This is a genomic window from uncultured Jannaschia sp. (assembly GCF_947503795.1).
In the GTDB taxonomy this organism is placed as follows: Bacteria; Pseudomonadota; Alphaproteobacteria; order Rhodobacterales; family Rhodobacteraceae; genus Jannaschia.
Genome location: NZ_CANNEZ010000003.1, coordinates 131,699 through 154,177, shown reverse-complemented (window position 1 = coordinate 154,177; position 22,479 = coordinate 131,699). Strand labels below are relative to the sequence as shown.

Below are 22,479 nucleotides of genomic sequence, written 5' to 3'. Positions count from 1 at the left end.
GTCGGTCACTGCACGAACCTCCCCTTCTGGGCGACGATGCCGCGTGGACGGACCTGGATGAAGAGGATGATGAAGAGGATCATGTAGGTTTGCGCCGCCAGTGTGTTCGACGGGTTCAGCCACTCGATTCCCTTCTGGAGCCCGCCGATCAGCCCCGCGCCCGCCAGCGTGCCGAAGACCGAACCGACGCCGCCCACGACGACGGTCATGAAGGACTGGACGATGTAGCCGGTGCCCATCTCGGAGGTGACCTGCCCGAAGAGGCCGATGGCCACGCCCGCCACGCCCGCGATCCCCGAGCCCAGCGCGAAGGTCGCCATGCCGACCCGGTCGGGGTCGATCCCGAGCGACGCGGCCATGCCGGGGTTCTGGGTGACCGCGCGGACCTCGAGCCCGAGGCGTGTGCGCCGCAGGATCCAGACGAGGAGGGCGAGGAACACCAGTGCGATGACGAAGATCGCGATGCGGATATAGGAAATGCCGACCACGTCGTTGAGCACCCATGCCCCCGCCAGCCAGTCGGGCGAGGTCAGGGGGACAGCTTGCGTGCCGAAGATGTTCTTGAAGACCTGCTGGAGTGCCACCGAGATACCGAAGGTCGCCAGCAGCGTCTCGAGCGGGCGGTGCGCGAGGTGCCGGATCACCAGCCGCTCCAGCGCCACTCCTGCGGCGGCGGCCACGAGGAACGCGAGCGGCAGCGCGATCACCAGCGAGGCCGTGTAGTCGGGCACGAAGCGCTGCACGACATAGCCGGTATAGGCGCCGATCATGATGAATTCGCCATGGGCCATGTTGATGACGCCCATGACCCCGAAGGTGATGGCGAGACCGATGGCCGCCAGGAAGTAGATCGAGGCGAGGCTCAGCGCGTCGAGGCCCAGATCGGCGGCCTGCGCACGCCCAACGCGGGCCTCGACCTCGGCCAGGGCGGCGCGGGCGGCGTCGGTGATGGCGGGATCGGGTTCGTCGTAGATCTCGGTAATGGGGTTGGCGGCAATCAGGGCCGCGGCGGCGTCGGGGGCGGGGCGCGCGGGCGCGGTGCCCGCCTCGACCAGCCGGTCATAGGCCGTCCAGCGCGCGGCCTCGGTGTCGAGCTGCGCCACGGGGAGGCCCGCGACCGCGCCGCCGTCGAGCGCCGCGATCAGCGCGGCGTCGCGGTCGGCACGGGTGACGCCGTCGGGCACGATGTCCTCTTGCGCCAGACGCGCGAGCGCGTTCGCTTCGTCGATATCGGTGCCGAGTTCGAGGATGCGCGCCACGTTGGCCCCGGCCTCCGGCGCGCCGACGATCGTTTTGGTCGTCAGGACGGCGTTGAGCGCCGCGCGGGCCTCGATCGAGACCTGGTCTGCCATCCAGTCGATCGCCTCGAGCCTGAGCGCGGGATCGGTGCCGAAGCGGATGGTGATCAGCCGGTCGAGCGCCTCCTTCCGGGCGCGGATGGACCGGTTCTCCTCGCCCTCGATGGAGGCGCGAAGCGGCGCCAGCAGGTCGGGGGTCGGGTTGCGCCCGAGCGCGTCAAGCGCCGCGCGGCGGCGATCCGGATCGGGATCGCTGAGCTGGAACTGCACGAGACTGGTCGCGATCAGCCGGCGGACGCCGGCGTTGGGCCGCAGCTGCGATGCATCGCGGCGTCCGATCTCGCCCGCATCGCCGCCATCCTCGACCGAGCGGAGGGCGTAGGCGTCACCGGCGCGGTCGCCGAAGAAGAAGAGACCATCCGCCTCTCGCTGGACGATGCCGCGATCGGCCCAGCCTTCGAGGAACGCCGTCATGCCCGGCAGACCCGATGCCGCGAGATCGTCGAGCACCGGCTGGATCGTCCGCCGCGAGGGTTTGGCGATGTCGTCGGCATGGGTCTGGAGCAGGGTCTGGATCGGCCCTTGCTGTGCAGATACGGGGACCGCCACGGCGAGGAACATCGCGAAGGCGAGCAGAAGGCGCATGGAGCAGGATCCCCCGTCGGGCGGGTCGCCCCGCCGGAAATGCCGGATAGCGGGGTATCCCCCGCCCGCCGGTTCTTGGTCGTGGAGGGCGGCCGCAGACCGGCCGCCCCGATGCGGTCAGTAGTTGGACTGGATCTGCACGCAGCTCTCGGTCTCGGTGTTGTACATCCCGCAGCCGAGACCCGGCCAGTCGGAGGTCAGCACCGCCGATTCCGGCAGGTGATCGGTCCAGGCATCGCCCTCGACCTCGGTGGTCTGCGAGATGATGTCGAACTGGCCGTCCTCGGTGATCTCGCCGATCAGCACCGGTTTCGCGAGGTGGTGGTTCGGCAGCATCACCGCCGTGCCGCCCGTGAGGTTCGGGAACTCCTGCCCGTACATCGCCTCTCGCACCGCATCGACATCGGTGGTGCCTGCCGCCTCGACCGCGTTCACCCACATGTTGAAGCCGATGTAATGCGCCTCCATCGGATCGTTGGTCACGCGGTCGTCGCCCATCCGGGCCTTCCATGCGGCCACGAACTCATCGTTGGCGTCGCTCTCGGCGGACTGGAAGTAGTTCCACGCCGCGAGGTGGCCGACGAGATCGGTCGTGTCGAGGCCGCTGAGCTCCTCTTCACCCACCGAGAAGGCCACGACGGGGATATCGTCGGCCGAGACCTCGGAGGCGGCGAGCTCCTTGTAGAAGCCGATATTGGCGTCGCCGTTGATGGTCGAGATCACGCCGACCTGGCGGCCGTCCTCGGACATCTCGACCACGTCGCCGACGATGGTCGCCCAGTCCGAGTGACCGAACGGGGTGTAGTTGACGAAGATATCCTCCTCGGCGACGCCCTTCGACTTCAGATAGGCTTCGAGGATGTTGTTCGTCGTGCGCGGATAGACGTAGTCGGTGCCCAGAAGCGCAAACCGCTCCACACCCAGTTCGTCGAGGAAGTAGTCGACCGCCGGGATCGCCTGCTGGTTGGGCGCGGCCCCGGTGTAGAAGACGTTCTTCGAGCTTTCCTCGCCCTCGTATTGCACGGGGTAGAACATCAGCCCGTTCAGCTCCTCGAGCACGGGGAGTGCGGATTTGCGGCTGACGGAGGTCCAGGAGCCGAAGATCACGTCCACCTCCTCGACGGTCAGAAGCTCGCGCGCCTTCTCGGCAAAGAGCGGCCAGTCGGAGGCCGGATCGACGACGACGGCCTCGATCTCGCAACCCAAGAGGCCCCCTGCCTCGTTCTGCTGATCGACCAGCATCTCGACGGTGTCCTTCAGCGTCGTCTCGGAGATGGCCATCGTCCCCGACAGCGAGTGCAGGACGCCGACCTTGACCGGACAGTCCTGTGCGAGGGCGGGCAGGGCGGGCAGCGCGAGGGCCGCGGCGATCAGGATGGGTTTGGACATGGCAGACACTCCGGTTGTTGGCGTCCGCACGCTGCCGTCGCGGGAACGTCCGGTCCAAGCGCCGGGCGCCGCCGCGATGCCGCGTTGCAGCGAGATGCGGAAATAAGCGGCAGATCGGGGCGTGGACGGGATCGGATTGGGCAGCGCGGAAAGTCGCCGATGCGACCGGGCGGCCATTTCGCACAGTCAGGAGCGCGGGGCGGGGCCCTCAGGACATGGCCCGGCACACTCGCGGCGTTCGGTTCCGTCGGCCACCGCTTGCCAGCGGCCGTCCGGATCGAAGTCGGCGCGATCCCGGCAGGATTCGAACCTGCAACCTGCCCCTTAGGAGGGGGCTGCTCTATCCAATTGAGCCACGGGACCCCGCCCCGCTGATAGCGCTCGCGGCGCGCGCTTGTCCACCGATGGGCGGGCGGGCTACACGGGGGCCAGACGCGCCCGGACCGGAGCCCGATTTGTCCCGCAGGAACACCCGCCACCAGCACCTGACGCTTCGCGACGTGTCCGAGGCGTCCGGCGTCAGCGAGATGACCGTCAGCCGCGTGCTGCGCAATCGCGGCGATGTCAGCGCCAAGACCCGCGAGAAGGTCATCGAGACGGCCAAGCGTCTGGGCTACGTGCCCAACAAGATCGCGGGTGCTTTGGCATCGAGCCGGGTGAACCTCGTCGCGGTCATCGTGCCCAGCCTATCGAACCTCGTCTTTCCCGAGATGCTCGCCGGCGTCGAGGAGGCGCTCGAGGGCACCGGGCTGCAGCCGGTCGTCGGCGCCACGGGCTACGATCCCGAAAAGGAAGAGCGCGTCCTCTTCGAGATGCTGTCCTGGCGGCCGACGGGCGTCGTCATCGCGGGGCTCGAGCATACCGAGGCGTCGCGCGCGATGCTGGCCAATGCAGGCGTTCCGGTGGTCGAGGTGATGGATGTCGACGGCGAGCCCGTCGATGCCGCCGTCGGGATCAGCCACTGGCGCGCGGGTTACCAGGTCGGCACCGAGATCGCGACGCGGGGCTACGCCCGTGTCGGCGTGCTGGGCACGAAGATGCATGGCGACCACCGCGCCCGGAAGCGGATCGAGGGGCTGGAGCGCGCGCTGTCGGAGGCGGGCATCGCGGTGGCCGACCAGATGGCCTATGACGGGTTTTCGGGCTTCGCCAAGGGTCGCGAGATGACGGCGGCGATGCTCGATCGGACGCCGGATCTCGACTTTCTCTTCTACACCAACGACCTGACCGGCGCGGGGGGTATGCTCTACGCGCTCGAGCGGGGACACGATGTCGGCGGTGCGCTGGGGATGGCGGGGTTCAACGCGTTCGACCTGCTCGGCGGCCTGCCGCGCCGGCTCGCCACTGTGGACAGCCGTCGCCGCGAGGCGGGGCGCGTCGCGGCGCAGATCGTGGCGGGTAGCCACGTGTTCGACGGCGACGACCGCCGGGTCGAGCTGGTGCCGACCTTCCTGCCGGGCGACACGATGCGCCCGCTGCCCGGCTCGACGGAGACCGGGGCGTGAGGTAACGTCCCGCCCAGTCCGGCAGAGACCGGGATGAGCAGAAGGGACGACGGCATATGGCGATGCCCGACAAGATGACGCCGCGCTACATGCGGCGCTACGGCTTCGAGGCCCGCACCATCATCGACGTGGGTGTCCTGAACGGGACGCCGTTCCTCTACGAGGCCTGGCCGGATCGCAAGTTCGTGCTGGTCGATCCCTTGGAGGAGAGCCGCGAGAGCGTGGCCAAGCTCTGGCCAAAGCTGGATTACACCTTCCATGTCGTCGCGCTGGGGGCCGCGCCGGGCAGCTTTCGGATGGATGTCGAGCCGGGACGCCTGGCGCGGTCCACTGTGGGCACACGCATGGATGCCGACGAGACCGTCACATCGCGCGAGGTGGAGGTCGTCACGCTCGACAGTCTGACCGCCGACCTGGAGGGGCCGCTTGGCCTCAAGATCGACACCGAGGGCCACGAGCTGGAGGTGCTGCGCGGGGCCACCGACACGCTGGCGCGCTGCGAGTTCGTCATCGCCGAGACCTCGATCAAGAAGCGGTTCGACGGCGGCTATCGCTTCTCGGAGGTGATCGCATTCATGGCCGAACATGGCTTCGAGGCGCACAGCTTTCTCAGCGGCCTGACGCGCGCGCCGCGCTTCTCGGACGTGCTCTTCATTCCTGCCGACGATTCGCGCTTCGACATGGCGCCGAAGGACGCGTCGTGACCGGGCGTGGTGCCGTGCGCCAGAACGGGCTCGACGCGATGGGGCACTTGCCCGTCGGCGGGCGCGGGGCGGAGGTCGGGACCCATGACGGCCGTCACACCGCCGAACTGGTCCGGATCGCGCAGCCCGCCGCGCTGACGCTGATCGACCCTTGGGCGAAGGACGCCGAACAGGACGCCCGGCCGCTGAACTACACCGCCCCGCAATCCGAGCGGGACGACCAGCTGGCGCAGGTCCGCGCCGCCCATCCCGACGCGACCATCCGGCGCGAGACCTCGACCGAGGCGCTGGCGGCTATGCGGGATGGGGTGCTCGACTGGCTCTGGCTCGACGGCAACAAGCAGTACGACGTGATCCTCGCCGATCTGGAGGCCGGCTGTCGCGTGGTGCGCCCGGGGGGCACCATCGCGGGCGGCGGTTGGCACTGGGCGGGCGAGCTCGGGCGGCCGGTGCGCGAGGCGGTGGGCGATCTGATCGAACGCCTGCCCGGGGCCGAGCTGCACCAGAAGGGGCAATATTGGGCCATCATCCTGCCCGAGACGGTCACGCTGGCGCCGCGCCCCACCGACGAGCGGTTTCTCGTCATTTCGACGATGAAGAACGAGGCGCCCTACATCCTCGAATGGGTGGCGCATCACCGGGCCATCGGGTTTACGGATTTCCTCGTCTACACCAACGATTGCGAGGACACGACCGACCCCATCCTCGACCGGATCGAGGAGTTGGGCGGCGTTCGGCACGTGGTAAACACGGTGCTGTCGCGCGGGCCGCACAAGTCGGCGCTAAAATGGGCGCGGGACCACGTGCTGCGCCACAAGGCGACGTGGATCCTGATCGCGGATGTCGACGAGTTCATCAATGTCCGCTCGGCCGATGGCACCATACAGGGCCTCCTGGCCGAGCTCGGTGCCGAGACCGACGTTGTCAGCTTCCCGTGGAAGATCTTCGGCAATGGCGGCATCGAGGCGTTCCGCGACGTGCCGATCACCGCCCAGTTCACCGCCTGCGAGAAGGCGCCAGGCCGGGGCGGCCGCCGCAAGCGCGACGTCAAGACCATGTTCCGCCGCTACGAGGCGATGTACCATATCGGCCTGCACCGGCCCCGCGTCGCGCCCGACTGGCAGGACAAGCTGGTCTGGAAGTCCCCCTCTGGCGAGGACATCAGCGAGAAGATGAACCCCTCGAAGACGTGGTCGATCAAGTGGGGCGGCTGCGACGAGACGGCCTATATGCACCATTACCCGCTCCGCTCGCTCGAGGCCTACATCCTCAAGAAGAACCGCGGGCGCGCCAATCACATCAACGAGGATCTGGGTCTCGACTACTGGGACAAGTGGAACCTCAACGGCGGGCGGGACGAGAGCCTCGTGGCGGGGGTGCCGGGATTCGCCGAGGAGATGGCGGCGCTGACTGGCGATCGCCGCCTGCGCCGCCTCCACCGTCTCGGGATCGAGTGGCATCGCGAACAATTCGAGACACTGATGGCCGAGCCGCGCTACCGCGCGCTCTGGGACGAACTGAAGGACCGCGAGGAACGCGCCGCCACCGAGTGACGCGCCTCTCTTTGCTCCTCAAGTATGCCGGGGGGGTCCGGGGGGCTGGCCCCCCGGCTATAGTCTTGGTCCGGGGGGCCAGCCCCCCGGCGACGTCAACATTCCGGCAGGTTGACCGCCAGCCCGCCCTGGCTCGTTTCCTTGTACTTCTCGCTCATGTCGATGCCGGTCTGGCGCATCGCCTCGATGCAATTGTCCAGCGGCATGAAATGGGTGCCGTCCCCGCGCAGGCTGAGCGACGCGGCCGAGACCGCCTTGATCGCGCCCAGCCCGTTCCGCTCGATGCAGGGCACCTGCACGAGGCCCGCTGCCGGGTCGCAGGTCATGCCGAGGTGATGCTCCAGCGCGATCTCGGCGGCGTTCTCGACCTGCGCGGGTGTGCCACCCAAGGCGGCGCATATCCCCGCCGCCGCCATCGCCGAGGCCGATCCGACCTCGCCCTGACAGCCGACCTCCGCACCCGAGATCGACGCGTTGTGCTTGATCAGCCCGCCGATCGCCGCCGCCGTCAGAAGGAAGGTCCGGATGCCCTCGGGCGTCGCCCCGACGCAATGATCGCGGTAGTAGCGGATCACCGCTGGCACGACTCCGGCGGCGCCGTTGGTGGGCGAGGTGACGACCCGGCCGCCGGCTGCGTTCTCCTCGTTCACGGCCATCGCATAGACCGAGAGCCAGTCGTTCACGACATGCGGCTGCGCGAGGTTCAGGCCCGCCTCGTCCTGAAGCTGGGCATGGATCGCACGGGCGCGCCGCTTGACGTTCAGCCCGCCCGGCAGGATGCCACCGACCCCGAGCCCCCGGTCGATGCAGCCATCCATCGCGGACCAGATCCCGTCGATCCGCGTGCCAAGTTGCGCCTCGGGGGTGAGCACGGACTCGTTGGCCCATTTCATCTCTGCGATGCTCTGGCCGGAGGCGGCCGCCATCGCCAGCATCTCGGCGGCGGAGCCGAACGGATAGGGATAGCCTGCCGCTTCCTTTTCGGCATGGAGGTCGCCGGGTTCGGTCAGTTCGCGCGCGGTCGCGACGAATCCGCCGCCGACGGAGTAATACGTCTCCTCCAATCGCAGGTTGTCGCGTTCGTCGAAGGCCCGGAGGATTAGGCCGTTGGCATGGCCGGGCAGCGGCGGGCCGCAATCGAAGATGACGCCCGCCTCGGGGTCGAGCGCCATCTCGGGCAGGCCTTCGGGGGCGACGCGGCCGGTTCGGCGCAGATCGTCCAGCGCCGCCTCGGCCGCGTCCATGTCGACGGTTGCCGGATCGAAGCCCAGAAGGCCCAGCAGGACGGCGTGGTCGGTGGCGTGCCCCTTGCCCGTCCAGGCAAGCGAGCCGTGCAGCACCGCTTCCAGCCGGGCGGGGGGGCCGGCGCCGGGCTCGGGCTCGGCGCCGCCACGCAGCGCCGCGAGGAACCGTGCGGCGGCTACCATGGGCCCCATCGTGTGCGACGAGGACGGCCCGATGCCCGGTTTGAAGATGTCGAAGATGCTCAGGAACATGCCGCCTACTCCCGGGCCGCGTCCCGGCCCTCTTCGTTGAAGGGGTAGTATTTCCAGCGCTGGTGCAACCAGTGCCATTGCGACGGGTGGCGCGTCACCCACGACCCGAGCCGGTCGTTGAACGCCCGCATCATCGTGGCCGCGTCCGATGCCGGGATCGGGGCTTCGATGACGACCCGCAGATGCCCGTCCTCCCAAGGGGCGAAGGCCGGGACCAGCGGCACGCCGTAGCGCAGCGCAAGTTCGGCCGCGACCGGCGAGGTCATCGCGGGCTCGCCCAGGAAGGGCAGCCAGATGCCATCGGTCACGTATTGATCGGGCAGGAGCGCAACGCGGCCGCCCCCCTTCAGATGGCGCAGCAGCACGCGCATCCCCGGCGCGCCCTTCGGGATGATCGGCGCGCCGCCGCGTTCGATCCCGGCGCGAAAGATCGGCTCGTAATAGGGGTTGTTGTTCGGCCGGTAGAGCGCGCCCGTCTCCAGCCCCTCGCGCTTGAGGACATGGCGGATCGCCTCCCACTGGCCGAAATGACCCGAGACGATCACCGCACCCCGACCGTCCGCATCGGCGGCCCGGAGCGCGTCCAGTCCCGGCCCCTCGGCGCGGATATCCGCGACCTCGGCGGCCAGGTCGTCGTTGAACCAGATCCCGGTCAGCGTCCGCCCGAGATTGCGGGCCGCCCGCACGGTCAGGGCCCGCTGGTCGGGCGCGGGCATCTCGGGATGGATCAGGGCGATGTTCTCGGCCGCGCGCCGCCGCAGCGTCGGGATCAGCCGCACCGCCATCGCCGTCACGCCGCCGACCACCGCCCGCCGCCACGCCAAGGGCAGCACCGACACAGCCGCCAGCAGCGCGCGCAGCGCTCCGGCCTGAATGCGATAGTGGAATTGCTCCATCCCGCCGGGGTGCCGCAGGACCGGGGCGGGGGCAAGCCATACTGGCAAGCCGCCGCCGATGCCGGCGATCGGGACTCCCGAAGCCCGGCGCCTGCCGCTAGGACCGGCGGCGTCATCAACCGCCTCGAAGTCCTGCCATGCGTTTCCTTCTCGTTGCCCTCCTCGTGACCCTTGCAGCCTGCGTCAGCACGCCCGACCCCGAGCCGGTCGCCCCGCCCGCGCCCGCGCTCTATCCCGGCGAGACGCCCGAGATCCGTGTGCTCGTCAACAAGTGGGCGGATCATTACGACTTGCCGCGCAGCCTCGTGCACCGGATCGTCCAGCGCGAAAGCGACTATCGCCCCGCAGCCCGCAGCGGGCCCTATTACGGCATCATGCAGATCCTGCCCGCGACCGCGCGCAACATGGGGATGCAGGGCAATCCCAGCCAGCTTCTCGATGCCGATACCGGCCTGAAATACTCGCTGCGCTACATGCGGGGCGCGTGGATGCTGTCAGGCGGGGACGAGGCGACGGCGGTGCAATGGTATGCCCGCGGCTTCTACTACGAGGCCAAGCGGCAGGGTCTCTTGCAGGAGACGGGCCTGCGCGGCGGTCTCTGGCAGCGCTACGACGCGGGCGAGGCGCAGATGCCGCCGATCGACGCGAATGGCCGGCTGATCACGACCCCGCCCGAGCCGGACTGCGTCCCCGCGACGGGATTCGCGGGCCTTCTGGGCGCCGAAGCCTGCACGTGACGTCGATGTCGGGGGTGGAGTGGTGAGCCGGCCGAGGTTCGAACTCGGGACCTACTGATTAAAAGTCAGTTGCTCTACCAGCTGAGCTACCGGCCCTCTCCGGCCCCGGCACCTAAAGCCGGGTCGGGGAGGCGTCAAGCGGGTGTTTCCAATGTATCGGACGGGGTGGTAAGGGCGCGCGGATGACCGACATGCGCCCCTCCGGCCTGCCCTTCATGAAGATGCACGGGCTCGGCAATGATTTCGTCGTGATCGACGGACGCGACGGCCACGCGGTCGACGCCGACCTCGCGCGCGCCATGGGTGACCGCCATCGCGGTGTGGGGTTCGACCAGCTCGCGTTGATCGGCGACGGGACGGATGCCGATGTCGAGCTGACCTTCTGGAACGCCGATGGCAGCACGGCCGGGGCCTGCGGCAACGCCACCCGCTGTATCGCCGCGCACGAGCTCGCAGCGCGCGGCCGTGATACGATGACGCTGCGGACCGAGCGGGGCCGCCTCGACGCCCGCGCGACGCCCGATGGCGTGTCGGTCAATATGGGCGCGCCCCTTCTGGATTGGCGAGAGGTGCCGCTGGCGCGCGATGTCGACACGCTGCACCTGCCGATCGACGGCGTCCCGGTCGCGACGGGCATGGGCAATCCGCATTGCACCTTCTTCGTCGACGATGCCGAGGCGGTGGACCTCGCCGCCTTCGGCTCCGCCCACGAGCATCATCCCCTCTTTCCCGAGCGGACCAATGTGCAATTGGCGCATCTTGTAGGTCCCGATCATTTGCGGATGCGGGTGTGGGAGCGGGGCGTCGGCGTCACGCTGGCCTCCGGCTCCTCCTCCTGCGCGGTGGCCGTCGCGGCCGCACGCCGGGGCCTGACGGGGCGCGCGGTCCGCATCGATCTCGACGGTGGCACGCTGATGGTCGATTGGCGCGCGGACGGCGTCTGGATGACCGGGCCGACCGCCCATGTGTTCGACGGGGTCTGGCATGGCTGACGACCTCCGAGCCCCCGCGCCCATCCTGTCGAATCACGGCTGCCGGTTGAACGCCTACGAGGCCGAGGCCATGCGCGAACTGGCCGGGCAGGCGGGTCTCACCGACGCGGTCATCGTCAACACCTGCGCCGTCACCGCCGAGGCGGTGCGGAAGGGGCGTCAGGATATCCGCAAGCTGCGCCGCGAGAACCCGAATGCGCGGCTGATCGTCACCGGCTGTGCCGCGCAGACCGACCCGGAAAGCTTCGCCGCCATGGCCGAGGTGGATCACGTCATCGGCAACACCGAGAAGATGCAGCCGTCCACATGGGCGGGCCTCGCGACCGGCGACACCGAGCCGGTCCAGGTCGACGACATCATGTCCGTGACCGAGACGGCGGGTCATCTGATCGACGGGTTCGGCACGCGGTCGCGGGCCTATGTGCAGGTCCAGAACGGCTGCGATCATCGCTGCACGTTCTGCATCATCCCCTACGGGCGCGGCAATTCGCGGTCCGTTCCGGCGGGCGTCGTGGTGGACCAGATCGCGCGGTTGGCCGATCGCGGCTACGAGGAAGTCGTCCTGACCGGCGTGGACCTGACGTCTTGGGGCGCGGATCTGCCGGGGCAGCCGCGGCTGGGCGACCTCGTGGCGCGCATCCTCCGCCTGACGAAGGTGCCGCGCCTGCGCATCTCGAGCATCGACAGCATCGAGGTGGACGACGCCCTGATGCGCTGCATCGCAGAGGAGGCTCGGCTGATGCCGCATCTCCACCTGTCGCTGCAGCACGGGTCGGACCTGATCCTGAAGCGGATGAAGCGGCGGCACCTGCGGGACGACGCGATCCGCTTCTGCGAGGCGGCCCGGCGTCTGCGCCCCGACATGACCTTCGGAGCCGACATCATCGCCGGGTTCCCGACCGAAACCGAGGCGCAATTCGCGGACTCGCTGGATCTGGTCGAGGCCTGCGACCTGACCTGGCTCCACGTCTTTCCCTATTCCGCCCGTGCGGGCACACCCGCGGCGCGGATGCCCGCCGTCGATGGGCGCCTCATCAAGGAGCGCGCCGCGCGCCTTCGGGCCGCGGGCGAGGCGGCCGTCGCCCGCCACCTGGCCGCGCAGGTGGGCCGCGACCACGCCGTGCTGATGGAGAGCCGGCGCATGGGCCGGACGCCGCAATTCGCCGAGGTCGTCTTCGAGACCGACCGCCCCGTGGGCCAGATCGTCCCCACCCGGATCGCCGCCGTCACCGAAGGGCGCCTCCGCGCCGCCTGAGCCTGCCTCCGACGGAGGGCGATCACGCAGCAGTGATCCGATGTGTGCGCGGCTTGCCGCCGCCGGGTTCGACGCCACGAACGACCGCGCCATGTCCCGATCAATCGGTGCCCCAAGGGCATCCTGCAACCGGGAGAGACCAAATGATCCACACCATGAACCGCCGCCGCGTGCTGACCCTCGGGGCCGGCCTCGCCTCCGCCGCCGTGCTGACCGGCTGCGTGACCGCCGATGTCGGCCGTGCCGATATCGTGGACACAGCCGTCGCCGCGGGTGACTTCAACACGCTGGCCGCCGCGCTGACGGCCGCGGGCCTCGCGGACACGCTGAAGGGTCCGGGACCGTTCACGGTCTTCGCGCCCACCGATGCGGCCTTCGCGGCCCTGCCCGCGGGCACGGTCGAGAACCTGCTGCTTCCCGAGAACGTGGATACGCTCCGTTCGATCCTCACCTACCACGTGGCGCCGAACAATTACCCGGCCTCGTCCCTTCTCGGCGCGCATGGCAGCCTGCCCACGGTCAACGGCCAGTCGCTGCGCGTGAACGGCACCGGCGGCGGCGTTCAGGTCGGCGGCGCGACCGTCACGACGCCCGACGTCTTCGCCTCCAACGGCGTGATCCACGTCATCGACACTGTCCTTCTGCCCTAACGTAGGCGGAACCCGCTGCCGTCGGGGCGGCCGCCCAGCGCGGTGACCAGCCCGGCGGCAGCAATCAGCCCGATCCCGAGCCAGCCCCAGGGCCCCGGCAGATGCGCGAAGATCGCGAAATCGAGGATGACGGCGAAGACGAGCCCCGCATAATCGAACGGCGCCAGTGTCGAGACGGGCGCGCGCGCCACGGCCTCGGTCGCGGTGATATGCGTCGCCGCCCCGAGAAGCCCCGCACCCCCGAGCCATGCCCAGAGGACGGCCGTCATCGGCACCCAGCCGGTCACCAGCATCGCCGCGAACCCGATCACCGTGCCGATCGCGGCGAAGCTGAGCGCGATGGAGATCGTCGTCTCGGTCGCCGTCATCGCGCGGATATGGACCCGGACCAGCGCCATGACCCCCGCGCTGGCGATCCCCGCCGCCATGCCCGAAAGCTCCGCCCAGCCCCAGTCGGGGCGCGCGACGGAGGTGTAGAGCATGGCCATCATCCCCGCGAAGCCCAGCGATACGGCCAGTACCGTGCGCACGGTCAGACGCTCGCCCAGGAGGATCACGGCCGCCGGAATGCTGAGGACGGGCGCGAGATACGACAGCGCCTGCGCATGGGTCACGGGAAGCTGCCCCAGCGCGTAGAAGTTCAGAAACATCGCGAGCCCGCCCGCCAGCCCGCGCACGAGGTGCTTCTTCGGAGCACGCGGCCGCCAGTCGCGCGGTGGCGCGCTGAGCCATGCCCAGAGGAGGAGCGGCGGCAGCGACAGCGCGGCCCTCAGAAACACGATCTGGCCCGTTTCGGCATGGGTCGCCGCGCCGTGGACGCAAAAGCCCAGACCTGTGGCGAAGGCCGCCGCCGCCAGACGCAGGGCGATGGCCGACCCCTGGCGGTCGGCGCGGGACAGGGGGACGGGCACCATCGCGGCAGATTGCGCCCGTCCCCGGCGCACGGCAAGGTCCGCCGCGACCCGAAGGGAGGCCCCGCTCATGCATCCGAATCTCACCTTTCGCAGCGATGCGGATGCCCGCACGCTGGACCTGATCCGCGACCGCGCCTTCGGCACGCTGGCGGTCAACGCCCCCGACGGCCCGCTCCTGTCGCATATCCCGGTCCACCTGTCCGGGGATGCCTCCCACGTCCTGCTTCACCTCGTCCGCTCGAACCCGATCCTGCGGGCGTTGGGCGACGGGTTGCCCGCGGTGATCGCGATCACAGGGCCGGATGGCTACGTCTCGCCCAACTGGTACGGAATCGACGATCAGGTCCCGACCTGGAACTACGTCGCGGTCCATCTGCGTGGTCCCCTGCGGCGGCTCGACCCTGGCGAGATGCGCGCGACGCTCGACGCGCAGTCCGAACCCTACGAGTCGCGGACCAATCCCGAGATGCCATGGACGGCCGACAAGATGACGCCCGAGGTGCTCGAGCGGATGATGCGCCAGATCGTGCCCCTGCGGATGGACGTGGACAGCATCGCCGCAACGTGGAAACTTTCGCAGAACAAGCCCGACGAGGTCCGCCTGCGCGCGGCCGACGCGATCGAAACCGCCGAGATCGGCTCGGACCTGCCCGAACTGGCCCGGCTGATGCGAACCGAAGGATAAGACCGAATGCAGATCCTCTCCTCTCCCGCGTCGCCCTTCGTCCGGGCGTGCCGCGTCCTGATTCTCGAGACGGGGCAGGACGATGTGGACATCCGGGACGTGACCGCGAACCCGATGGGCGGCGATGCCGATCTGAACGCGGCGAACCCGTCGGGCAAGATCCCGGCGCTCGTGCGCGAGGACGGCCCCGCGATCTACGACAGCCGGGTGATCTGCCGGTTCCTCGACCAGAAGGTCGGCGCGGATCTCTATCCCGAGAGCCGTCTCTGGGAGGTGCTCTCGCTCGAAGCCAATGCCCATGCCGTGATGGAGGCCGCCGTCGGCATCACCTACGAGAAGCGTCTGCGGCCCGAGGCGTTGCACTGGCCCGACTGGTTCGACGCGCAATGGACCAAGATCGCACGCTCGCTCGACGCGATGGAGGCGCGTTCGATGCCGCTTCTGGAGGGGCCGCTGAACATGGCGCAGATCGCGACCGGCTGCGCGCTGGGATATCTCGACCTGCGGCATGGCGACCGCAACTGGCGCGACGGCCGCGACACCCTCGCCGCATGGGAGGCCCGCTTCGCCGAGCGCGACGCGATGCAGGCCACGCGACCGGCGTGACCCGGCGGCCGGTCACCATCAACCGGACCGACGACCTGGGCGCCGCGCTCGCCATCCGGGCGGCCGTCTTCATCGACGAACAGGGCGTCAGCCTCGCCGACGAGGTCGACGGCCTCGATCCCGAATGCATCCACTGGCTGGCCACCGATGCCGAAGGTCCCGTCGCCACGCTCCGCGTCATGGACGTCACGCCCGAGGAGGGACCGCGCACCGCCAAGATCCAGCGCGTCGCGGTCCTGCCGCGCGCACGGGGCACCGGCCTCGGGGCCATCCTGATGCGCGACGTTCTCGAGGATCTTCAGGCCGAGGGCTACGTGCGCGCGATCCTCGGCGCACAGTCTCAGGTGACGGGTTTTTACGAGGCGCTGGGCTTCGCCGCCCATGGCCCTACCTATGACGACGCGGGCATCCCGCATCAGGATATGACCCGCGAACTCTGACGGCCCTGCGCTCGAATGTCCGCTGGCGTTTCCTGTCCCCCCTGCGCTAAGAGGCGCGGGGTGTTCCGGCGGCCATAGGCCCGTCCGCGGACGCATTCGAACGAGAGACGGTCCGACGGGACCCTGAGACGGGAGATGGCCGAGTGTCACACGCCGACGATCATGCGGGAACCCGCCGCGACTTCCTCTACTATGCGACGGCCGGCATGGGTGCCGTCGCCACGGGCTTCGCGGTCTGGCCCCTCGTCAACCAGATGAACCCGTCGGCCGATGTCGAGGCGCTGTCCTCCATCGACGTCGACGTCTCCATCCTCGAGCCCGGCTCTCAGATGACGGCGCTCTGGCTCGGCAAGCCGGTCTTCATCCGCCGCCGCACCCCCGAAGAGATCGAGCTGGCGCGCGGCGTCGAGCTTTCGGATCTGCCCGACCCCCTGGCCAACAATGCCAATATCGACAGCGACGCCCCCGCCACCGATGAGAACCGGGCGACCGGCGAGTCGGGCGAATGGCTGGTCCAGATGGGCGTCTGCACCCATCTCGGCTGCGTGCCGCTGGGCGACGGCGCGGGCGATTTCGGCGGCTGGTTCTGCCCCTGCCATGGATCGCATTACGACAGCGCCGGACGCATTCGCCGCGGCCCCGCGCCGCGCAACCTGCCGGTGCCGCCGGTGGAATTCCTTGACGACACAACGATCCGACTGGGCTGAGGGAGCGACACAGATGGCTGGTATTCCCCACGACGAGTACGTCCCGACAACGCAGGGCGAAAAGTGGATCGAGAAGCGGCTCCCCATCATCGGGCTGCTCTACAACACGCTGATGATCCCCACCCCCAAGAACCTCAACTGGATGTGGATCTGGGGCATCGTCCTGACCTTCACGCTGGTCCTGCAGATCGTGACCGGCATCATCCTCGTCATGCACTACACGCCGCATGTCGACCTGGCCTTCTCCTCGGTCGAGCACATCATGCGCGACGTCCGCGGCGGCTGGGCCATGCGCTACATCCACCAGAACGGCGCCTCGCTGTTCTTCGTCGCGGTCTACGCGCACATCTTCCGCAACCTCTATTACGGCTCCTACAAGGCCCCGCGCGAGATCACGTGGATCCTCGGGATCATCATCTACCTGCTCATGATGGGCACGGCCTTCATGGGCTACGTGCTGCCCTGGGGTCAGATGTCCTTCTGGGGCGCGACCGTGATCACCGGCCTCTTCGGCGCGATCCCGTTCATAGGCGAGTCTCTCCAGACCTGGCTTCTGGGCGGACCGGCGGTCGGCAACGCGACGCTGAACCGGTTCTTCTCGCTGCACTACCTGATGCCGTTCCTGATCCTCGGCCTCTCGATCGTGAAGATCTGGTCGTTCCACACGACCGGCAACAACAACCCGACCGGCGTCGAAGTGCGCCGCACCTCGAAGGCCGAAGCCAAGGCGGACACGCTGCCGTTCTGGCCCTATTTCGTCATCAAGGACCTCTTCGCGCTGGCGGTGATCCTCTTGGTGTTCTTCGCCATCGTCGGCTTCATGCCGAACTATCTCGGTCACCCCGACAACTACATCGAGGCGAACCCGCTCGCGACGCCCGCCCACATCGTGCCCGAATGGTACTTCCTTCCGTTCTACGCGATCCTGCGGGCCTTCACCTCCGACGTCTGGATCGTGATGTTCTTCAGCTGGATCTCCGGCGGGATCATCGACGCGGCGTTCTTCGGGGTGCTGGCGATGTTCGGCGCGATCGCGATCATGGCCTTCGCGCCGTGGCTCGACACGTCGTCGGTCCGCTCCGGCCGCTACCGCCCGATGTTCAAGTGGTGGTTCTGGCTTCTGGTGTTCGACTTCTTCGTCCTGATGTGGCTGGGCTCCATGCCCGCCGAGGAGCCGTGGGCCTCGCTCTCGCTTGTCGCCTCGGCCTACTGGTTCGCCTATTTCCTGGTGATCCTGCCGCTTCTGGGCGTCATCGAGAAGCCGCTGCCGCGGCCCGCCACCATCGAGGAAGACTTCGCGGCGCATTACGGACCCGATAGCGACGGTGGACCGGGAACCGGCCAGCGCTTGCCCGGCGAAAAAGCCGCCAGCCCGGCCGAATAAGGAGAGGGATAGATGAACATCCTCACGAAGGCCTTCGCGGCCCTGGCAATCTCCACCTCGGCGGCCCTCGCGGCCGGGGGCGCGGGCGAGGTCACGGATTTCGACTTCCCGTTCGAGGGACCGTTCGGCACCTACGACCAGAACCAGCTCCAGCGCGGGCTGAAGGTCTATACCGAGATCTGCTCGGCCTGCCACGGCCTGCAGTACGTGGCTTTCCGCGACCTCGCGGCGGATCACGGGCTCGGCTACTCGCGCGAGCAGGCGACGGCCTATGCCGAGCTCTACGAGATCTTCGATCCGACCCTGAATGGCGGCGAGGGCGACTTCCGCGCCGCCAGCTACCCGGACAAGTTCCCGGCCAACAACGCGGTGGGCGCGCCCGACCTGTCGCTGATGGCCAAGGCCCGCGCCGGGTTCTCCGGGCCCTACAACCTCGGCATCAACCAGATCGTGCAGGGCATGGGCGGCCCGGAATACATCGCCTCGCTCCTGACCGGCTACACCGGCGAGGAGAAGGAAGAGGCGGGCACCGTTCTCTACGAGAACCTCGCCTTCCCCGGCGGCTGGATCTCGATGGCCCCGGTGCTCTACGGCGACGACGTGGAGTTCGATGACGGCGCGCCCACGGACATGGAGGCGATTGCGACCGACGTCGCCGCCTTCCTGATGTGGACGGCCGAGCCCAAGCTCGCCGCGCGCAAGCAAATGGGCATCGTCGCGATCATCATGCTCGCGGTGCTGTCGGTGCTGCTCTACCTCACCAACAAGCGCATCTGGGCGCCGGTGAAGGCGCGGCGCACCACGCCGGCCGAATGACCTGACGCGCGCATCGGCGGAATTCGGGCCGTCCCTTCGGGGGCGGCCCTTTTCGTTGGCAACCGCGGCCTGACCACGCGCATTGTAGCGGATAGGAGGTCGCGCCCCATGTCCGACGATTCCCGATACCGCGGTGGCCGCGCCATCGCCTCCATCCTCGAAAAGCTGGGTTGGCTGGCCGCGATCGGCGGGATCGGCGTCGCGGGCTGGGTGTCGATGACGGGCGGGCCGACGGTACTCGACCGGATCGCAGCCGGGCTTCCGGGTTTCGGCCTGATGCTGCTGGGACTGATCGCGATCTGCGTGGCGGCCTTGACCCGCGCGACGATGGACGGCTCCGAGGCCATGCGCGAGATGGCCCAGTTGACGCGCGACCGCGCCCGCCATGCCCCAGACGCCCGTCTTGCCCTGCGTGCTGCCGCCGAGAAGGCGCCGCCGCGGCCCGTGCCCGCCCCCGTGCCCGAAGCGGTCTCGCCCGAGCCCGCCCCGCTCGACGACGTGCCCCCCGCGCCGCCGTCGCTGGGCATCGCGCCCACGCGCGCCAAGCTTTCGGCGACCAAACCCGACGCGCCGACCGCGCCCGCGAAGCCCGCGAAATCCGGCAAGGTCCACCCGATCTTCAGCGCCCGCCCGCCGCGACAGACGTCCTGATACGCAAACGGGCGCCCGATGATGGGCGCCCGTCGCAATGTTCAGTGTCGTCGCGGATCAGGTGAGCGAGCGCTCGACCTCCTCGCGCTCGAAGATCTCGATGACATCGCCCTTGCGGATGTCGTCGTAATTCTCGAACGCCATGCCGCATTCCTGGCCCGACTGGACCTCCTTCACTTCGTCCTTGAAGCGCTTGAGGGTCTTCAGCGTCCCTTCGTGGATCACTGTGTTGTCCCGCAGCAGGCGCACGCCCGCCGAGCGGCGCGCCACGCCTTCGGTCACGAGGCAACCGGCCACGTTGCCGACGCCGGTGACGCGGAACGTCTCGCGGATCTCGGCGTAGCCGATGAAGTTCTCGCGAACCTCGGCCGAGAGCAGGCCCGAGGCCGCCGCCTTTACGTCGTCCACGAGGTCGTAGATCACCGAGTAGTAGCGGATCTCGACGCCCTTCTGGTTCGCGGCCGCACGCGCGGGCGCGTTGGCCCGGACGTTGAAGCCGATTACCGGCGCGCCCGAGGCTTCGGCCAGCGTGATGTCCGATTCCGTGATGGCACCGACACCCGAGTGCAGCACGCGGACGCGCACCTCGTCGTTGCCGATCTTCTCCATCGCCTGGATGATCGCCTCGGCCGAGCCCTGCACGTCCGCCTTCATCAGGATGGGCAGTTCGGACACGCTCTCGTCGGCCTTCGCGTTGGCGAGAAGCTGGTCGAGGGTCGTGGCGGCTCCGGCGGCGGCGCGCTTGTCCTTTGCGGCCTGCTCGCGGTACTCGGCGATCTCGCGGGCTTCGGCCTCGGTCTTGACGACGTTGAGGACGTCGCCCGCCTCGGGCGTTCCGTTGAGACCCAGCACCTCGACGGGCACCGACGGCCCCGCCTCGTCGACGCGCTCGCCGCGGTCGTCGACCAGCGCGCGCACCTTGCCCCACTGTTCGCCCACGACGAAGATGTCGCCGCGCTTGAGCGTGCCATTCTGCACGAGGACGGTCGCGACGGGGCCGCGGCCCACGTCGAGCTGCGCCTCGATCACGGCGCCCTGCGCGGCGCGATCGGGATTGGCCTTGAGCTCGAGGATCTCGGCCTGCAGCGCGATGGCCTCCAGAAGCTGGTCGAGCCCCTGGCCCGTCGCGGCCGAGACTTCGACATCCTGCACCTCGCCCGACATCGCCTCGACGATGACCTCGTGCTGGAGCAGTTCCGTCCGCACGCGATTGGCATCGGCGGCCGGCAGGTCGATCTTGTTGATCGCGACGATCATCGGGACACCCGCCGCCTTGGCGTGATTGATGGCCTCGATTGTCTGCGGCATGACCGCGTCATCGGCGGCCACGACCAGCACCACGATATCCGTCACCTGCGCGCCACGGGCCCGCATCGAGGTGAAGGCCGCGTGGCCCGGCGTGTCGAGGAAGGTCAGCACGCTGTCGTTCTGGGTGACCTGGTAGGCGCCGATATGCTGGGTGATGCCCCCGGCTTCGCCCGCGACGACCTTGGCGTTGCGGATCGCGTCCAGGAGCGACGTCTTGCCGTGGTCGACATGGCCCATGATCGTGATGACCGGCGCGCGGTCCTTCAGATCGGCATCCTTGTCGGCCTCGACCTCGATGGCCTGCTCGACATCGGCTTCCGAGACGCGCTGCACCTTGTGGCCGAACTCCTCGATGATGAGTTCGGCGGTGTCGGCGTCGATCACCTGGTTCTGCGTGACCATCATGCCGTTCTGCATCAGGGCCTTCACGACGGCCGCGACACGCTCGGTCATGCGGTTCGCCAGCTCCGAGACGACGATCGTCTCGGGAAGCTGAACGGTGCGCGTCACCTTCTCCTGCGGGCCGCTATCGCCGCCACCGCGCCGCTGGCGCTCCTGCTTGCGGCGCATCGAGGCCAGCGACCGCTGCCGCCCGCCCTCGCCGCCGCGCAGGGCCTGGTTCACGGTCAGCTTGCCGCCGCGACGCTCGCCGTCGCCCTTGGGCTTGCCGCCATCGTCGTCGCGCTTGCGCCGCGCGTCGTTGCCGCCGGGACGGGCATCGGGTCCGAGATTGCGGGACCGGTCCGGCTTGTCGGCGGGCGGAGCCGCGGCGGCCGGTTCGGCAGGCTTCTCGCGGCCTTCGCGGGCCTCGCGCTGACGGCGCTCGTCTTCTTCGGCCTTCTGCTTGAGAAGCTCCTCGCGCTCCTTCTCGGCGCGCTCCTTCTCCTCGATCTCGGCACGGCGCCGGTCCCGGGCGTCCTTGGCTTCCTGTTCCTCGCGGGCGCGGCGCTCGGCGTCCTCGGCCTCGCGGGCCTTGGCGGCCTGCAACGCCTTCAGGCGGCGGTCCATCTCGGCATTGGTGGTCGAGGCCTGCTTGCCGCCCTGCGCGTTGACTGCAGCCGCCGACTGCGCGCCGGGCTTGGGCACGTTGACGCGTTTGCGCTTGGTCTCCACGACCACGTTGTTCGTCCGTCCGCGGGCGAAGCTCTGCTTCACCGTGCCGCTGCGCGCGCCACCGGACAATCCGAGGGGTTTCTTGCCGTCTGAATCGCTCATGCGTTCCCAGTATCCTTCTCGACAGCCGGTTTGCCGTCGTTCACATTTCTGATGCCCTGGAGCCTTGCGGCATCCTCTACAATACGTTGCGCCAAGGTGCCAGCGGCCACGCTGGCATGGATGACGCGGTCGCGGCCGAACGCCTGACCCAGTTCGTCTGCCGTCAGGAATCCGATCCAGCGGCCCCCTTCCGGCGTGCTCAACTTGCCCTTGCCCCGCTCCGATCCATCGGCGGCCTGCAACAGGACCTGCGCCTGCTCGGCCATGAGCATGGACTTCACCTTCTCGTAGCCCGCGACGGCCCGGCCGGCCTTGCGCGCGATGGCGATGCCGTCCTGCAGCCGCTTGAGAAGCGCGGCCTCGACCGTCTCGATCAGTCCTTCGGGGACGGCCACCTGCCGCTTCGCCCCTTTTGCGAACATGCGCTTGGCGACCGCTTTTTCCAAGGGGTCACGCGCCGAGGACACGTAGATCCCGCGTCCCGGCAGCTTGCCCGCGACGTCGGGATAGACCGTGTCGTCGGGACCGATCACGAATCGGACCAGCCCCGCCTTGGGGCCGGTCTCGCCGGTCACGATGCAGCGGCGTTCCGGCTCACTGCGATCTTTCGTTTTGCCACCTCGGCTCAAGACG

Annotated in this window: 21 protein-coding genes and 2 tRNA genes; 14 read left to right on the top strand and 9 right to left on the bottom strand. The window is 68.9% G+C overall.

From position 1 onward, the window contains the following. Positions 1-5 precede the first annotated feature (5 nt). The 3 genes from urtB to Q0833_RS16170 all read right to left on the bottom strand — a co-directional run bounded on the left by urtB (position 6) and on the right by Q0833_RS16170 (position 3,695). Positions 6-1,943 (bottom strand): urea ABC transporter permease subunit UrtB, encoded by a 1,938-nt coding sequence (urtB, locus tag Q0833_RS16180; protein ID WP_298437381.1) that lies wholly within the window; start codon positions 1,941-1,943, stop codon positions 6-8. 117 nt (positions 1,944-2,060) lie between these two features. Beyond that, a complete protein-coding gene (gene urtA, locus Q0833_RS16175) occupies positions 2,061-3,332 on the bottom strand; it encodes an urea ABC transporter substrate-binding protein (protein WP_298437378.1) in 1,272 nt (423 codons plus the stop codon). Positions 3,333-3,621: 289 nt separating this feature from the next. Beyond that, positions 3,622-3,695: transfer RNA gene (locus Q0833_RS16170), tRNA-Arg, on the bottom strand. Between the two features lie 92 nt (positions 3,696-3,787). Here Q0833_RS16170 and Q0833_RS16165 point away from each other — a divergent pair. The 3 genes from Q0833_RS16165 to Q0833_RS16155 all read left to right on the top strand — a co-directional run bounded on the left by Q0833_RS16165 (position 3,788) and on the right by Q0833_RS16155 (position 7,094). Beyond that, complete coding sequence (locus Q0833_RS16165; RefSeq protein WP_298437375.1) at positions 3,788-4,837, top strand: LacI family DNA-binding transcriptional regulator; 1,050 nt, start codon at positions 3,788-3,790, stop codon at positions 4,835-4,837. Positions 4,838-4,899: 62 nt separating this feature from the next. Then, positions 4,900-5,541, top strand: a complete 642-nt coding sequence (locus Q0833_RS16160; RefSeq protein WP_298437372.1) for an FkbM family methyltransferase — start codon at positions 4,900-4,902, stop codon at positions 5,539-5,541. After that, positions 5,538-7,094 carry a glycosyltransferase family 2 protein gene (locus Q0833_RS16155; protein ID WP_298437369.1) on the top strand — a complete coding sequence of 519 codons (1,557 nt, stop codon included), beginning with the start codon at positions 5,538-5,540 and terminating at the stop codon, positions 7,092-7,094. The genes Q0833_RS16160 and Q0833_RS16155 overlap by 4 nt, the downstream gene beginning before the upstream one ends. 95 nt (positions 7,095-7,189) lie before the next feature. Here the strand turns inward: Q0833_RS16155 and Q0833_RS16150 are convergent, their stop codons facing one another. Continuing rightward, positions 7,190-8,590: an L-serine ammonia-lyase gene (locus tag Q0833_RS16150; RefSeq protein WP_298437366.1), complete on the bottom strand. Its 1,401-nt coding sequence runs from the start codon at positions 8,588-8,590 to the stop codon at positions 7,190-7,192. 5 nt (positions 8,591-8,595) lie between these two features. Then, positions 8,596-9,486, bottom strand: a complete 891-nt coding sequence (locus tag Q0833_RS16145; protein ID WP_298437363.1) for a lysophospholipid acyltransferase family protein — start codon at positions 9,484-9,486, stop codon at positions 8,596-8,598. A 137-nt stretch (positions 9,487-9,623) separates the two neighbouring features. Here Q0833_RS16145 and Q0833_RS16140 point away from each other — a divergent pair, with 137 nt between their 5' ends. After that, positions 9,624-10,223 carry a transglycosylase SLT domain-containing protein gene (locus Q0833_RS16140; RefSeq protein ID WP_367274979.1) on the top strand — a complete coding sequence of 200 codons (600 nt, stop codon included), beginning with the start codon at positions 9,624-9,626 and terminating at the stop codon, positions 10,221-10,223. 20 nt (positions 10,224-10,243) lie between these two features. Here Q0833_RS16140 and Q0833_RS16135 read toward each other — a convergent pair. Continuing rightward, positions 10,244-10,319, bottom strand: a tRNA-Lys gene (locus Q0833_RS16135). Positions 10,320-10,405: 86 nt separating this feature from the next. Here Q0833_RS16135 and dapF point away from each other — a divergent pair. The 3 genes from dapF to Q0833_RS16120 all read left to right on the top strand — a co-directional run bounded on the left by dapF (position 10,406) and on the right by Q0833_RS16120 (position 13,120). After that, a complete protein-coding gene (dapF, locus tag Q0833_RS16130) occupies positions 10,406-11,215 on the top strand; it encodes a diaminopimelate epimerase (protein ID WP_298437357.1) in 810 nt (269 codons plus the stop codon). Beyond that, the gene (gene mtaB / locus Q0833_RS16125; RefSeq protein WP_298437354.1) at positions 11,208-12,470 is read left to right on the top strand and encodes a tRNA (N(6)-L-threonylcarbamoyladenosine(37)-C(2))-methylthiotransferase MtaB; all 1,263 of its coding nucleotides are present in this window, start codon (positions 11,208-11,210) and stop codon (positions 12,468-12,470) included. Before dapF ends, mtaB begins: the two co-directional genes overlap by 8 nt. Before the next feature lie 143 nt (positions 12,471-12,613). After that, the gene (locus Q0833_RS16120) at positions 12,614-13,120 is read left to right on the top strand and encodes a fasciclin domain-containing protein (protein ID WP_298437351.1); all 507 of its coding nucleotides are present in this window, start codon (positions 12,614-12,616) and stop codon (positions 13,118-13,120) included. Here Q0833_RS16120 and Q0833_RS16115 read toward each other — a convergent pair. Further along, complete coding sequence (locus Q0833_RS16115; protein WP_298437348.1) at positions 13,117-14,034, bottom strand: DMT family transporter; 918 nt, start codon at positions 14,032-14,034, stop codon at positions 13,117-13,119. The genes Q0833_RS16120 and Q0833_RS16115 overlap by 4 nt on opposite strands. Positions 14,035-14,101: 67 nt before the next feature. Between Q0833_RS16115 and Q0833_RS16110 the strand changes: the two genes are divergently transcribed. The 7 genes from Q0833_RS16110 (at position 14,102) to Q0833_RS16080 (ending at position 19,323) form a co-directional block, all read left to right on the top strand. Next, positions 14,102-14,719 carry an FMN-binding negative transcriptional regulator gene (locus Q0833_RS16110; RefSeq protein WP_298437346.1) on the top strand — a complete coding sequence of 206 codons (618 nt, stop codon included), beginning with the start codon at positions 14,102-14,104 and terminating at the stop codon, positions 14,717-14,719. Positions 14,720-14,725: 6 nt separating this feature from the next. Continuing rightward, complete coding sequence (locus Q0833_RS16105) at positions 14,726-15,325, top strand: glutathione S-transferase (RefSeq protein WP_298437344.1); 600 nt, start codon at positions 14,726-14,728, stop codon at positions 15,323-15,325. Then, positions 15,322-15,765 carry a GNAT family N-acetyltransferase gene (locus Q0833_RS16100; RefSeq protein ID WP_298437341.1) on the top strand — a complete coding sequence of 148 codons (444 nt, stop codon included), beginning with the start codon at positions 15,322-15,324 and terminating at the stop codon, positions 15,763-15,765. Before Q0833_RS16105 ends, Q0833_RS16100 begins: the two co-directional genes overlap by 4 nt. 143 nt (positions 15,766-15,908) lie before the next feature. Continuing rightward, positions 15,909-16,472, top strand: a complete 564-nt coding sequence (petA, locus tag Q0833_RS16095; protein WP_298437338.1) for a ubiquinol-cytochrome c reductase iron-sulfur subunit — start codon at positions 15,909-15,911, stop codon at positions 16,470-16,472. A 13-nt stretch (positions 16,473-16,485) separates the two neighbouring features. Beyond that, complete coding sequence (locus tag Q0833_RS16090) at positions 16,486-17,856, top strand: cytochrome b N-terminal domain-containing protein (protein ID WP_298437335.1); 1,371 nt, start codon at positions 16,486-16,488, stop codon at positions 17,854-17,856. A gap of 12 nt (positions 17,857-17,868) precedes the next feature. Continuing rightward, positions 17,869-18,672 (top strand): cytochrome c1, encoded by an 804-nt coding sequence (locus tag Q0833_RS16085; protein WP_298437332.1) that lies wholly within the window; start codon positions 17,869-17,871, stop codon positions 18,670-18,672. Positions 18,673-18,780: 108 nt separating this feature from the next. Beyond that, complete coding sequence (locus Q0833_RS16080) at positions 18,781-19,323, top strand: hypothetical protein (protein WP_298437329.1); 543 nt, start codon at positions 18,781-18,783, stop codon at positions 19,321-19,323. A 57-nt stretch (positions 19,324-19,380) separates the two neighbouring features. Here Q0833_RS16080 and infB read toward each other — a convergent pair whose 3' ends face one another. Together infB and Q0833_RS16070 are read right to left on the bottom strand one after the other, a co-directional pair. Further along, entirely contained in the window at positions 19,381-21,846 is a 2,466-nt protein-coding gene (gene infB, locus Q0833_RS16075) for a translation initiation factor IF-2 (protein WP_298437326.1), read from the bottom strand. Next, complete coding sequence (locus Q0833_RS16070) at positions 21,843-22,475, bottom strand: RNA-binding protein (protein WP_298437323.1); 633 nt, start codon at positions 22,473-22,475, stop codon at positions 21,843-21,845. Before Q0833_RS16070 ends, infB begins: the two co-directional genes overlap by 4 nt. Positions 22,476-22,479 lie beyond the last annotated feature (4 nt).

Bases quoted from the DNA above. Each gene is read 5' to 3' on its own strand.
- urtB (WP_298437381.1), bottom strand. From the start codon at position 1,943: ATGCGCCTTCTGCTCGCCTTCGCGATGTTCCTCGCCGTGGCGGTCCCC.
- urtA (WP_298437378.1), bottom strand. From the start codon at position 3,332: ATGTCCAAACCCATCCTGATCGCCGCGGCCCTCGCGCTGCCCGCCCTG.
- Q0833_RS16160 (WP_298437372.1), top strand. From the start codon at position 4,900: ATGCCCGACAAGATGACGCCGCGCTACATGCGGCGCTACGGCTTCGAG.
- Q0833_RS16150 (WP_298437366.1), bottom strand. From the start codon at position 8,590: ATGTTCCTGAGCATCTTCGACATCTTCAAACCGGGCATCGGGCCGTCC.
- Q0833_RS16145 (WP_298437363.1), bottom strand. From the start codon at position 9,486: ATGGAGCAATTCCACTATCGCATTCAGGCCGGAGCGCTGCGCGCGCTG.
- Q0833_RS16140 (WP_367274979.1), top strand. From the start codon at position 9,624: ATGCGTTTCCTTCTCGTTGCCCTCCTCGTGACCCTTGCAGCCTGCGTC.
- dapF (WP_298437357.1), top strand. From the start codon at position 10,406: ATGACCGACATGCGCCCCTCCGGCCTGCCCTTCATGAAGATGCACGGG.
- mtaB (WP_298437354.1), top strand. From the start codon at position 11,208: ATGGCTGACGACCTCCGAGCCCCCGCGCCCATCCTGTCGAATCACGGC.
- Q0833_RS16120 (WP_298437351.1), top strand. From the start codon at position 12,614: ATGATCCACACCATGAACCGCCGCCGCGTGCTGACCCTCGGGGCCGGC.
- Q0833_RS16115 (WP_298437348.1), bottom strand. From the start codon at position 14,034: ATGGTGCCCGTCCCCCTGTCCCGCGCCGACCGCCAGGGGTCGGCCATC.
- Q0833_RS16110 (WP_298437346.1), top strand. From the start codon at position 14,102: ATGCATCCGAATCTCACCTTTCGCAGCGATGCGGATGCCCGCACGCTG.
- Q0833_RS16105 (WP_298437344.1), top strand. From the start codon at position 14,726: ATGCAGATCCTCTCCTCTCCCGCGTCGCCCTTCGTCCGGGCGTGCCGC.
- Q0833_RS16090 (WP_298437335.1), top strand. From the start codon at position 16,486: ATGGCTGGTATTCCCCACGACGAGTACGTCCCGACAACGCAGGGCGAA.
- Q0833_RS16085 (WP_298437332.1), top strand. From the start codon at position 17,869: ATGAACATCCTCACGAAGGCCTTCGCGGCCCTGGCAATCTCCACCTCG.
- Q0833_RS16080 (WP_298437329.1), top strand. From the start codon at position 18,781: ATGTCCGACGATTCCCGATACCGCGGTGGCCGCGCCATCGCCTCCATC.
- infB (WP_298437326.1), bottom strand. From the start codon at position 21,846: ATGAGCGATTCAGACGGCAAGAAACCCCTCGGATTGTCCGGTGGCGCG.